The following is a 12090-nucleotide window of genomic DNA, read 5'->3' as shown; positions in this document are numbered from 1 at the left end:
TTAGCCCTCACCGCCCTGTGCGATTTGCGCGCCCTGCGCATCGAGCGTGGCGCGCACTTTTTCCAGCAGCGCCAGCAATTGCCGGCGCTCGCCCTCGTCGAGACCCGCCGCAGCCACCTGCGCCAGTTGCTCGCCGCTCTTCTGCACGCTGTGCGCGATCGCCTTGCCCTGCTCGGTGACGTGCAGCCGCGTGCTGCGGCGGTCCGCATCGTCCGCGGTGGCTTCCAGCAAGCCCTGCTCGCGCAAGGTGCGCACCAGCCGCGCCAGCTGCGCCTTGTCGCGCCCGGAGTGGGCCACCAGGTCGCTTTGCGTGGCGCCGGGATGCCGGGCGAAGTAGCCGAGCACCTTGCCTTCCAGGTGCGTCAGGCCGTCCGGGCCATCGCGCAGCGCGCGGTACTGGTGCGCGCGGTACTGGTGCATGATCGAATGGATCGCTTCGAAGACGGCGCTGGCGCTGTCGGGGGACTTGTCGCTGGAGGGGGGCATGGTCGTGGGGAGTAGTGGGCCCCGCGAGTATACCGCGCCGCGCCGCCTGTAGAATGCCGTAGCCCGCGGGACACCGTCCGGCGGCAGCGCCTTTGCCGGCTCCCCTATCCGGGGACGCCGCCGAAGCCACGACAACCTGATGATCATTTTATGCAGACCAGCATTCCACTCGTTACCAACGACGCCGTCGTGCTCGGCATACTCGCCGCCATCCTCGGCCTCGTCTTCTGGACCTCGTCGCGGCCCGACGGCATCTGGAAAAAAATCTACACCTACGTGCCGGCGCTGCTGCTGTGCTACCTGATCCCGGCCATCCTCAATACGCTCGGCATCATCGACGGCAGCCATTCGAAGCTGTATCCGATGGCGCGGGACTACCTGCTGCCCGGCGCGCTGGTGCTGCTGTGCATCGCCACCGATTTCGGCGCCATCGTGCGGCTGGGCCCCAAGGCGCTGATCATGTTCCTGACCGGGACCGCCGGCATCATGCTGGGCGCCATCGTGTCGTTCGAAGCGATGCGCTTCATCCATCCGGAAACCGTGGCGGGAGAAACCTGGCGCGGCCTGACGACGATCACGGGAGCCTGGATCGGCGGCGGCGCCAACCAGGCGGCGATGAAGGAAGTATTCGAGGTCGACGCCAACGTGTTCGGCCAGTTCGTCGCCGTCGATGTGCTGGTCGCCAATATCTGGACCGCCGTGCTGCTGTTCCTGGCCGGCCGCGCCGATGCGTTCGACCGCTGGACCGGCGCCGATGTCTCCGCGATCAATGCCGTCAAGGCGCGGATCGAACGCTACCAGGCCGCGCATGCGCGCATCCCCTCGCTGGCGGACGTGATGATCGTGCTGGCCGTGGGGCTCGGCGTCTCCGGCCTGTCGCACGCGCTGACCGGCCCCACGCTGCAATGGATCGGCAGCCTGCCGGCGGAGTGGAACCTGAAGGACTACAGCCTCACGTCGGCCTTCTTCTGGATGGTGGTCTTCGCCACCACGCTCGGCCTGCTGCTCAGTTTCACCAGGGCGCGCAACCTCGAAGGCGCCGGCGCCTCGACCATCGGTTCGGCCATGGTGTACTTCCTGGTGGCGACCATCGGCATGCAGATGGACCTGTCCGCCCTGGTCGAGCGGCCATGGCTGTTCCTGCTCGGCGCGATCTGGATCTGCGTGCATGGCGGCCTGCTGCTGCTGGTGGCGAAGCTGATCCGCGCCCCGCTGTTCTTCATGGCGGTGGGATCGCAGGCCAATGTCGGCGGCGCCGCTTCCGCGCCGGTGGTGGCCAGCGTCTTCCATCCGTCGCTGGCGCCGGTCGGCGTGCTGCTGGCGGTGCTGGGCTACGCGCTCGGCACCTACTGCGCCTATGTCACGGGACTGGCGCTGCGCGCACTGGCGACCTGACGCGGCATTGTTGAGACCGTGTCACGGTGCTGGGAGAATGCCTTCCAAGGCATCACCGCATTGCAGGCAATGAGCGGTGCTCATTGAAGGCGCCGCCCTGCATGGCGGCGCCGCTCGGCAGGCGCGAAGCTGCGCTTCACGAAGTCCCTGCGTCGCCCCCTGCAATGCCACCATGACACGACCTCAGCAGGTCATGATGGATCAGCTCGTGTCACGGTGCCTGACCCCATGACATGGGCTCAGCAGGTGATGGCGGCCAGTTCGGCCAGCAGCGCGAAGGGATAGATGCCCCGCGCGTGCCCGTCGCTGAAGCCGAGGTTCAGCGCGTTGCTGCCCGCCGGTTCGATGACGGTCAGCCGTACTTCCGGCGATGCTTCGACGGTGCCACCGGCACGCCGCAGCGCACGGCATCCGGAGCAGGGGCAGGCGGCGCGCAGTTCGGCGTGCGTGAAGGCGTGTTCGCTGCCACCAGCCCAGCGCACGGCAAGGATGCCGGCGCGCGAGCGGTTTTCGATGGTATCGATGGTGTCGACGCTCATGCCGCGGCCTCCGTCTGCTGCAGCGCCAGCCGGGCCGACTTGCGCACTTCCGGGTCCGGGTCGTTGGCCGCTTCGCGCAGCGCCGGCAGGGCCAGTGGCGAGGCGATCTCGCCCAGCGCCAGCGCGGCTTCCTTGCGCAGGTTGCTGATGGTGTGCGCCAGCGCGGCGATCAGCGCGGGCAGCGCGTCGGCGCTGCGCAGCCGGCCCAGGCTGCGGGCGGCGCGCAGGCGTACCTGCCAGTAGGGATCGTCCAGCGCGCCGACCAAGGCCGCGGCGGCGCCCTGCAGGCGCAGCTTGCCCAGCGTGGCCGCCGCTTCCTCGCGCACCTGCCACGCGGCGTCGCCCAGGGCGGCCAGCAGCGCCGGGAGCACGGCATCGTCCGTGGCGGCGCCCAGTGCGCCCACGGCGGCGCGGCGCACGTCGGCATGCGGATCGCCGGTCGCCAGTGCCGTCAGCGCCGGCAAGGCGTCGAGGTGTTTCAGCCAGCCCAGCACGGACACGGCTTCGCGCCGCACCAGCGGATCGGCATCGTCCAGCGCGGCCAGTGCCGGCGCGGCCGTTTCCGGCGCGCGCAGTTCGCGCACGGCACGCAGTGCGGCGGCGCGGACGAAACTGTCGGTGCTGGCGAGGTAAGGCAACAGCGCGATGGCCGACGAGGCCAGCTTCAGTTGCGCCAGGCTTTGCGCCGCGGCATCGCGCACATCGGCGTCCTCATCGTTCAACAGACGGGCCACGCCGGCCACGCTGTCCGGCGTCTCGAACGCTTCCAGCGCCCGCGCGGCCTCGGCACGCACGTCGGCCGAGGCGTCGTCCAGCGCCGAGACCAGCAGCGGCAGGGGCTCGTCGCCATCGAAGTCCGCCAGCGCGAGTACCGCGATGCGGCGCACCGTGGCATCCGGCTCGCGCAGCCGTGCGGCGATGTCCGCCAGTTCCGGGTCGTCGTAATCGGTCATTGTCTTTTTATCCTTGTGCATGTTGAGGTGCCGATCCGGCCGGGCCCAGGGGGCTCAGGCGGTCGAGCGGCACGATGTTCGCGTGCGGGTGCAGCAGCGCCAGGCAATGGCGCTTGTATTGGGTGAATTCCGGCGACGTCACCAGGTCCGCGCTGCGCGGCCTGGGGAAGTCGAGCCGGATCTCGTCGATGATGCGGCCCGGGCGGGGACTCATCACGAGGATGCGGTCGGCCAGGAACAGCGCTTCGTCGATATCGTGCGTGATGAAGACGATGGTCGTCTTCACGCGGCTCCACACCTCCAGCAGCAATTCCTGCATCTTCAGGCGGGTCTGCGCGTCGAGGGCGCCGAACGGTTCATCCATCAGCATCACGCGCGGGCCGTTGATCAAGACCCGGGCGATCTCCACGCGCTGCTGCATGCCACCCGAGAGCTGCACCGGGTAGCGGTCCTCGAAGCCTTCCAGGCCGACCAGTTTCAGCATGTCGCGCGCCCGCTGGTGCCGTTCGGCGCGGCCGACACCCTTCATCTTCAGGCCGAACGCCACATTGTCGAGTACCTTCTTCCACGGGAACAGCGTGTGGTGCTGGAATACCAGGCCGCGGTCCGGGTGCGGCCCGGACACCGTGTCGCCATCGACGCGGATGGTGCCCCCGCTCGGCTGCCAGTGCCCGGCCAGCCCGCCCAGCAGGGTGGACTTGCCGCAGCCCGACGGCCCCAGCACGCAGACGAATTCGCCGGGGCGGATGCGCAGTGACACGTCCTGCACGGCATCGAACGCCTGCTTTCCCCGCCCCAGGCGGATGGTGAGATGGTCGATCTCGATGCCGCCCAGTGCACTGTCTTCCAGGGCACGTTCTTCGATTGCTGAAATACGGTTCATGATTTCGTCCTCGTCATCAGGTACCAGGGCAGGAACAGGTTGCCGATCTTTTTCACCAGCACGCTGCTGCCCATGCCGATCGCGCCGATGAACAGCATGCCCACCACGATCTCGGGATAGTTCTGGATCGTGTACGACGCCCACGTGTAGTAGCCGATGCCGAACTGGCCGGAGATCATCTCCGCCGTCACCAGGCAGAACCACGCGGTGCCCATGCCGATCGCCAGCCCGGTCACGATACTGGGCGCGGCCGCCGGCAGGATCACTTCGGCGAAGATGCTCCACCGCCCCGCTCCCAGGCTGCGCGCCGAGGCGACCAGGCGCTGGTCGACGCCTTCCACGCCGTGGACGGTGTTCAGCAGGATCGGGAACAGCGCGCCGATGAAGGTGATGAACACCATCGATGCCTCCGACGATGGGAACATCAGGATCGCCAGCGGAATCCACGCCACCGCGGGAATCGGCCGCAGCACTTCCAGTGGCGGCATCAGCACGTCCTCGACCCAGCGCGAGCGGCCGACGACGAGGCCGAGCAGGATGCCGGTCACTGCGGCGCCGGCAAAACCGGCAAATACCCGGTACACGCTGGCGGACAGGTGCTGCGACAGCTTCGGCGATTCGACCAGGTCCTTCGCCGCCGCCACCACGTCGACGGGCGACGGCACGTTCTGGAACGTGACCAGGCCGAAGTCGGCGTGCCGCGACGCGGCCCATTGCCAGGCTGCCACGCAGGCGGCGATCGACAGCAGCCCGACGATCGCGCGCAGGATTTTGGATGCGGTCGTGTTCACGATGGCGTCCGGTCAGATGACGTTGCCGGCTTTGAGCCTGTCGTAATCCACGACCTGGCCGCCGTTCTTCTTCGCCCACGCATCGGCGTCGGCCTTCAGCAGGAAGCCCCCCACCTCCCTGCCCTTGACGACGAACCACGCATCGGCCGCCAGCAGCTTCAGGCCCGTGTCCTGGTCATGCGCATACACGGTGCGCACCTTCTTGCCGCCCTGCTCCAGCTTGCGCAGCTCGGCGAACGCGGTTCCGGCGCTTGCATAGTGGCGCACCAGCGGCTCGCCCTGCACCCAGATCTGCGTGAGCTGGCGGAAGTCGGCGATCGGCTTGCCGGTCACCGCATCCTTGGCGGACAGCGGCAGCTTGGCGTAGTTCTTCAATGCCTTGTCGTAGTCGAGGTTCGACTGCCTGAACGCGGTGCGCAGGTAGGAATCGTCGATGAAGCTGTTCACGTCGATGTCGCTGTCGGTGCGTTTCAGCAGGCGCAGCGTCTGGATCGACGTGGCGACCGCCTGCCGGTATTCCGGCTTCCACGTGAAGTCGCGCGTCTGCAATCCGACCGGGCCATGGAACAGGTAGTTGATCTCGGCCTCGATGCCGGTCACCTTGGCGATCAGGTCACTGTATTTTTCCGGTTCGGCGGCGATCAGCCGGTCCGCCTCCAGCGCGGCGCGCAGGTAGGCCACCACGATCTCCGGGTATTTCTTCGCATAGGCCGAATCCACCAGGCTGCCGTGGAGCGTGGGCGACTTGGCTTGCGAGCCGTCGAAGATCTTGCGGGCGTAGCCGCGGTGCGGGAACAGTTCGGCGAACGGCACGAAGTCGGCATGCGCTTCGATCTTGTTGCTCTGCAGGGCCGAGCCGGCGATTTCCGGCGCCTGCGTGGTGATGTTCACGTCCTTTTCCGGATCCCAGCCCTGTGCCTTCACGGCGCGCAGCAGCATCCCGTGGGCCGTCGATGCGAACGGCACCGAGATCGTCTTGCCCTTCAGCTCGGCCAGCGATTGCACGGCCGAGCCTTTCGGCACGACGATACCGTTGCCCGAGCCCAGCGTGCTGCCCGACAGCACGGTGATGAAGATGCTTTTCTTGCCGGCCTTCTGGTGCGCGGCGCCATTGAAGGAGCCGGGGAAATCGGCCATCGAGCCGAGGTCCAGCTTGCCGGCCACCATCTCGTTCGTCAGCGGTGCGCCGGAAGTGAAGTTCTTCCACACGATGTCGTATTTCGCATCCTTGTACTTGCCATCCTTCGGCAGGTACTTCTGCAGCAGGTTCAGTTCGCGGATCAGCAGGCCGCCGGTGGCGCAGTTGATCGTGGTGTCCTGCGTGCCGATGGCAACGCGGATCGTTTCGGCGCTGGCGCCGCTGAAAGCGAGCGACAGGGAAAGGGCCAGGGGAAGACCGATCAGGTGTCTGGACAGGTTCATTTTATTTTTCTCCAAGGATCATCGCAACAGATAGGGGATATCGACATGCACGGCGCCGGTGGGGCAATCCTTCTCGCAAGGCATGCAGTACCAGCATTCGTCGAATTTCATGTACGCCGTGCCTTTCGACAGGTCGATGGCGAGCACGTCGAGCGGGCACACGTCCACGCAGACGGTGCAGCCCTTGTGGGCGATGCACTTGTCGGCGTCCACGGTGATGGGCACGCTGGTGATGTTGATCGTGGTGGGCATTGCGTCTCCTTCAGGCGGCCAGCGGTTGGGCAACCCGCAAGCGTTGATAAGCGGTTTTTTCCTGGTCTTCCAGCGGCACGATGTACGGTTCGATGGCGCGCTTGAAGCACACCATTTCGCCACCCTGCTTTTGCAGCTGCACGTGCACGAACCAGTCCTGGTCGTTGCGCTGGGGGTAGTCCACGCGGTTGTGGTACAGGCCCCAGCGGCTTTCGGTGCGGTACAGCGAGGCGCGCGCCGCCATCTCGGCGCAGTCGCGGATCGCATGCACTTCCATGGCACGCATCAGTTCATGGGGATTGCGCGCCTGCATGCGGTCGAGGTCCTGCCGGATCATGTCGAAGCGCTGCAGGCCGATCTCCATCTTCTTCGTGACCTTCGGCGGCTGCAGGTAGTCGTTGACCATGCGCCGCAGCTTGTACTCCACCTGGTTCGGCGGCAGGCCATCCTCGCGGTGCAGCGGTGCCCACACGCGCTGGCGTTCCGCCTCCACCTGTGCGGCATCGACCGCCGGCAGCTCGTGCGCAGCGCAGTACGCGGCGGCGCTCTCGCCGGCCAGCTTGCCGTACACGAAGGCCCCCAGCATGTAGTTGTGCGGCACGCAGGCCAGGTCGCCGGCGGCATGCAGGCCGGCCACGGTGGTGCGGGCATGTTCGTCGACCCAAACGCCGGAAGCGGAATGGCCGCTGCACAGGCCGATCTCGGAAATGTGCATCTCCACCATCTGCTGGCGGTAATCGGTGCCGCGGCCTTCGTGGAAGCGGCCGCGGCTCGGGCGTTCGTTGGTGTGCAGGATCGTCTCGATGGTCTGGATGGTTTCCTCGGCCAGGTGGTTCAGCTTGAGGAACACGGGCCCGTTGCCGCCTTGAAGTTCGTTATAGAACTCCTGCATCATCTGGCCGCTCCAGTAATCGCATTCGATGAAGCGCTCTTCCTTCGCATTGGTGGTATGGCCGCCGAACGGGCCGGTGACGTAGGCGCACGACGGGCCGTTGTAATCCTTGATGAGCGGATTGATCTGGAAGCACTCGATACCCGACAGTTCCGCGCCGGCGTGGTACGCCATGCTGTAGCCATCGCCCGCATTGGTCGGGTTTTCATAGGTGCCGAACAGGTAACCCGATGCCGGCAACCCCAGCCTGCCCGCCGCGCCCGTGGCCAGCACGACGGACTTCGCGCGGATCACGTGGAAGTCCGCCGTGCGGCAGTCGAACGCCATGGCGCCGGCGATGCTGCCGTCTTCCGCCAGCAGCAGGCGCGTGGCCACCAGCCGGTTGGTGATTTCCACGCGGGTGCGCTTCAGGCGGCGGTACAGCACCTTCTTGATGTCGTGCCCTTCCGGCATCGGCAGCACGTAGGTGCCCATGTGGTGCACCTTGCGCATCGCATAGTCGCCCGTTTCATCCTTCTCGAAACGCACGCCCCAGCGGTCCAGCTCCTCGATCATGGCGTAGCTGTTCCGCGCGTAGGCCATCACGGTTTTCTGGTTGACGATCCCGTCGTTGGCGACCGTGATCTCCTTGACGTACTGCTCGGGCGTGGCGAAGCCCGGCACGACGGCGTTGTTCAGGCCATCCATGCCCATCGAGATGGCGCCGCTGCGCTTGACGTTGGCTTTCTCCAGCAGCAGCACGCGCAGCGCGGGATTGGCTTCCTTGGCCTTCACGGCCGCCATCGGTCCGGCGGTACCGCCGCCGATGACGAGCACGTCGACGGTTTGTTCGATTGTCTCCATATTCAATTCCCAGGGTTGGTTGTCGTGGTGCGGCGCGGCAGGCGCAGCGTGTACTGGAATGCGTCGCCGCGCACGTACAGGTATTCGAAATCGAGGGGCTCGCCGTCGACCGTCCATGTCAGGCGCTCGATGCGCAGCAGCGCGGTGCCCGGCGCCAGGTCCAGCGCTCTCGCCAGCGCGGTGTCGGCCGAGACGGCGCCGATCTGGATGTCGGCATGGGACAGCGACAGGCCGTAGTCCGTTTCCAGGATCAGGAAGATGTCGCGTTCGGCCAGGTTCTCGCCGCGCAGCCGGTCGCCGATGCGGGTCGGCAGGTAGGTGATTTCATACGACACCGGCGCATCGTCGACATGGCGCACGCGGCGGATTTCCGTGACCCGGGCGCTGGCCGGCAGGTGCAGCTGGCTGGCCACGTGGGCTTCGGCCGGCACCGTCAGGTGGCTGAGCACGCTGTTGATGACGGTATGGCCGCGGCGCGACATGGCCTCGCCGAAGCCTTCCAGCCGCGCCAGGTCCTGGCTCGGCTTGGGCTGGGCCACGAACGTTCCCTTGCCGGGCACCTTGACGATCAGGCCTTCGTGCTGCAGGTCGGCCAGCGCCTGGCGCACCGTGATGCGGCTGACGGAGAAGATCGCGCTGATCTCGCTTTCGGCGGGCAGGCGGGCTTCCGGTTCATAGGTGCCGTCGACGATCCGCTCGCGCAGGCGTTCGCGCACTTGCGAGTACAGCGGTGCGGCGGAGGATTCGAGTGCCCGGAAAAGAGTCATGTGCGGTGTCCTTGCTTGGCCTGTCATGACAGGTGATGACGATGCAAGGATGGTATCGACGGGTGCCGGGCATGAAAACGAATCGTTTCGGTTTTGCTAATGCGTGAAGCGCCTCAGGCGGTGGAGTTATATCGATATGCGGCGGATACGCGGCCCGGCTCGCAGCGCCGCGCCGGCGTGGCATGATGACGGGTCACTGGATGGAGGAGGTCACGATGGATGCAATCCCCGCTTTTCAGCCTGTTCTGCAGCCTGTTTCTCAACAGGAACTGTGGAACACCACCGGTGGCAACGCCTGGGTCGACCTGCGCGAACTGCTCGACGGGATGTTCCGCGGTATCGAGACCCTGCTGGTGGAAGGTGTCGACACCGGCCAGCGGGTGCTGGACGTGGGCTGCGGCACCGGCGGCACCACGCTCGCGGTGGCGCGCCGCACGGGGCAGGCCACCGGCATCGACATCTCGGCGCCGATGATCGCCGTGGCGCGGGCGGAGGCCACTGCCGGGGGCGTGCCGGCCGACTTCGTTTGCGCGGATGCCCAGCAGCATGGGTTCGCACCGGCCAGCTTCGACGCGCTCGTGTCGCGCTTCGGTGTGATGTTCTTCGAGGATGCCGGCGCCGCGTTCGCGAACCTGCGGCGTGCGGCGCGCAGCGGCGGCACGCTGCGGTTCTTCGCGTGGCGTACGGCGGAAGAAAATCCGTTCATGACGGCCGCCGAACATGCGGTGGGCGCGCAACTGCCGGCGCCGCCACCCCGCAAGCCGGACGATCCCGGGCAGTTCGCGTTTGCCGATGAGGAACGCGTGCGCGGCCTTCTCGCCGGTGCCGGCTGGCGGGACATCCGCATCGCGCCGCGCGACGTACCGTGCGCGTTCCCGCAGCGCGACCTGGCCCGCTACGCGACGATGATGGGCCCCGTGGGGCGCGCACTGCCGCGGCTCGATGCCGCTGCCCGCGCGGCGATCGTGCCGCAGGCCGTGGCGGCCTTCGCGCCGTTCGTCGACGGCGACACGGTGCGCTACACGGCGGCGTGCTGGGACGTGACCGCCACGGCGCCGTGATCCGTCAGGAAGCCACCGGCTCGCTGCGCGCCGCCGCTTCCAGTTCACGCACGCGGGCCTTCAGGGCCCGCTCCTCGCTCCAGCGCGCGGTATCGTCGCGCACCACGGCGATGACCGATGCCACCTGGCCGGCGGGGTCGTACAGCATGGCGACGGTGAACGCGATCGACAGCGGCTTGCCTTCCTTGTGCAGCGCGGGCACGCGCAGCAGGTCGTTGCCGTAGCGCGTTTCACCGGTGGCCGCCGTCTTGTGGTAGCCATCCCAGTGGCGCTGCCGCTGCCGTTCGGGAATGATCAGGTCCAGCGACTGGCCGAGCGCGTCGCCCGCCGTGAAGCCGAAGATGCGCGTGGCGGCATCGTTCCAGAACGTGATCGCGCCGGCCGCGTCGCAGACGATGACGCCGTCGCCGATGCCGCGTACCAGTTGTTCGAAGTCGATCTCGGTGGTCATGTGAGCTCCTGAATGAAAAATGCGCGCCCACCATGAATGGGCGCGCGAACGGGAAGAACCTGGAAAATCCGACCCGGGGTCAGACGACGCGCTGTTCGTGGAGCGCCGCGATCTGATTCTGGCTGTAGCCGAGCGACTCGAGGATCTCGTCGGTATGTTCGCCCAGCAGTGGCGAGCCCTTGATCTCCACCTTCAGGTCCGAGAACTTGATCGGGCTGCCCACGGTCAGGTACTTGCCGCGCTCCTTGTGGTCCACCTCGGCGATGGTGCCGCTGGCGCGCAGCGACGGATCGTTGGCCAGTTCCTTCATCGACAGCACGGGCGAGCACGGGATGTCGAACTTGCGCAGCACGTCCACCGCCTCGAACTTGGTCTTGTCCTTCAGCCATTCCTCGATGGTGCCGAAGATGTCGAAGATCTTGTCCTGGCGCGCCTGCGCGGTCATGTAGGCGGGATCGTCGATCCACTCTTCCTTGCCGATGGCGCGGCAGATCGGCGCCCACGCATGCCCCTGGATCGTGAAGTAGATATACGCGTTGGGATCGGTTTCCCAGCCCTTGCACTTCAGCACCCAGCCCGGCTGGCCGCCGCCGCCCGCATTGCCGCCGCGCGGCACCACGTCGGAGAAGGAACCGTGCGGGTACTGCGGATATTCTTCCAGGTACCCTACCCGGTCCAGGCGCTGCTGGTCGCGCAGCTTCACGCGGCACAGGTTCAGCACGCTGTCCTGCATCGATACCGCCACCTTCTGGCCGCGGCCCGTGACATCGCGCGAACGCAGCGCCGTCAGGATGCCGATGGCCAGGTGCATGCCGGTGTTGCTGTCGCCCAGCGCGGCGGCGCTCACCGTCGGCGGGCCGTCGTCGAAACCGGTGGTGGACGCCGCGCCGCCGGCGCATTGCGCCACATTCTCATACACCTTCAGGTCTTCGTAATGGTGGCCGTCGCTGAAGCCCTTCACCGACGCCACGATCATGCCGGGATTCAGCTCGCGGATGTGCTCCCACGTGAAGCCCATGCGGTCCAGCGCGCCGGGGCCGAAATTCTCCACCAGTACGTCGGATTCCTTGATCAGCTTCGTCAGGATCTCCTTGCCTTCGGCCATCTTGGTGTCGAGCGTCAGCGAGCGCTTGTTACTGTTCAACATGGTGAAGTACAGCGCATCGACGCCGGGAATGTCGCGCAGCTGCGAACGGGTGACGTCGCCCGCGCCCGGCCGCTCCACCTTGATCACGTCGGCGCCGAACCAGGCCAGCATCTGGGTGCAGGCGGGGCCGGCCTGGACGTGGGTGAAGTCGATGATCTTGATGCCTTCCAGTGGCTTGCTCATGGTGCAGTCTCCTTGTTGAGGTCTT

The 12090-nt window shown here is 66.8% G+C and carries 13 protein-coding genes; 2 read left to right on the top strand and 11 right to left on the bottom strand.

The features are described from left to right. A complete protein-coding gene (locus OU994_RS04525; protein ID WP_281609790.1) occupies positions 1 to 486 on the bottom strand; it encodes a MarR family winged helix-turn-helix transcriptional regulator in 486 nt (161 codons plus the stop codon). A gap of 150 nt (positions 487 to 636) precedes the next feature. Here OU994_RS04525 and OU994_RS04520 point away from each other — a divergent pair, with 150 nt between their 5' ends. Next, the gene (locus OU994_RS04520) at positions 637 to 1881 is read left to right on the top strand and encodes a DUF819 domain-containing protein (protein WP_281609789.1); all 1245 of its coding nucleotides are present in this window, start codon (positions 637 to 639) and stop codon (positions 1879 to 1881) included. Positions 1882 to 2120: 239 nt separating this feature from the next. On the opposite strand, the gene OU994_RS04515 is transcribed toward OU994_RS04520, so the two are convergent. Genes OU994_RS04515 through OU994_RS04480 form a run of 8 tightly spaced genes read right to left on the bottom strand, consistent with a single transcriptional unit; the run spans position 2121 to position 9223 of the window. Then, the gene (locus tag OU994_RS04515) at positions 2121 to 2420 is read right to left on the bottom strand and encodes a DUF971 domain-containing protein (RefSeq protein ID WP_281609788.1); all 300 of its coding nucleotides are present in this window, start codon (positions 2418 to 2420) and stop codon (positions 2121 to 2123) included. Beyond that, positions 2417 to 3373: a HEAT repeat domain-containing protein gene (locus OU994_RS04510; protein WP_281609787.1), complete on the bottom strand. Its 957-nt coding sequence runs from the start codon at positions 3371 to 3373 to the stop codon at positions 2417 to 2419. Before OU994_RS04510 ends, OU994_RS04515 begins: the two co-directional genes overlap by 4 nt. Positions 3374 to 3380: 7 nt before the next feature. Further along, entirely contained in the window at positions 3381 to 4256 is an 876-nt protein-coding gene (locus tag OU994_RS04505) for an ABC transporter ATP-binding protein (protein ID WP_281609786.1), read from the bottom strand. After that, positions 4253 to 5047 (bottom strand): ABC transporter permease, encoded by a 795-nt coding sequence (locus tag OU994_RS04500; RefSeq protein WP_281609785.1) that lies wholly within the window; start codon positions 5045 to 5047, stop codon positions 4253 to 4255. Before OU994_RS04500 ends, OU994_RS04505 begins: the two co-directional genes overlap by 4 nt. Positions 5048 to 5059: 12 nt before the next feature. Further along, entirely contained in the window at positions 5060 to 6469 is a 1410-nt protein-coding gene (locus tag OU994_RS04495) for an ABC transporter substrate-binding protein (RefSeq protein ID WP_281609784.1), read from the bottom strand. A gap of 18 nt (positions 6470 to 6487) precedes the next feature. Next, positions 6488 to 6721, bottom strand: coding sequence for a ferredoxin family protein (locus OU994_RS04490; RefSeq protein WP_281609783.1), 234 nt, complete (start codon positions 6719 to 6721; stop codon positions 6488 to 6490). Positions 6722 to 6731: 10 nt separating this feature from the next. Continuing rightward, positions 6732 to 8456 carry a fumarate reductase/succinate dehydrogenase flavoprotein subunit gene (locus tag OU994_RS04485; RefSeq protein ID WP_281609782.1) on the bottom strand — a complete coding sequence of 575 codons (1725 nt, stop codon included), beginning with the start codon at positions 8454 to 8456 and terminating at the stop codon, positions 6732 to 6734. A 2-nt stretch (positions 8457 to 8458) separates the two neighbouring features. Further along, complete coding sequence (locus OU994_RS04480; protein ID WP_281609781.1) at positions 8459 to 9223, bottom strand: GntR family transcriptional regulator; 765 nt, start codon at positions 9221 to 9223, stop codon at positions 8459 to 8461. Between the two features lie 215 nt (positions 9224 to 9438). Between OU994_RS04480 and OU994_RS04475 the strand changes: the two genes are divergently transcribed. Continuing rightward, positions 9439 to 10284: a class I SAM-dependent methyltransferase gene (locus OU994_RS04475; protein ID WP_281609780.1), complete on the top strand. Its 846-nt coding sequence runs from the start codon at positions 9439 to 9441 to the stop codon at positions 10282 to 10284. A gap of 4 nt (positions 10285 to 10288) precedes the next feature. Here the strand turns inward: OU994_RS04475 and OU994_RS04470 are convergent, their stop codons facing one another. Together OU994_RS04470 and frc are read right to left on the bottom strand one after the other, a co-directional pair. After that, a complete protein-coding gene (locus OU994_RS04470; RefSeq protein ID WP_281609779.1) occupies positions 10289 to 10735 on the bottom strand; it encodes a PAS domain-containing protein in 447 nt (148 codons plus the stop codon). 79 nt (positions 10736 to 10814) lie between these two features. Next, on the bottom strand, positions 10815 to 12065 hold the full coding sequence (gene frc / locus OU994_RS04465) for a formyl-CoA transferase (RefSeq protein ID WP_281609778.1): 1251 nt from the start codon (positions 12063 to 12065) through the stop codon (positions 10815 to 10817). Between the last annotated feature and the right edge of the window lie 25 nt (positions 12066 to 12090).

Origin of the sequence: Pseudoduganella sp. SL102 (assembly GCF_027856995.1) — a bacterium.
Lineage (GTDB): Bacteria > Pseudomonadota > Gammaproteobacteria > Burkholderiales > Burkholderiaceae_D > Rugamonas > Rugamonas albidiflava.
Note: the sequence above shows the minus strand (reverse complement) of the source record. Positions and strands in the feature narration are given on the sequence as shown.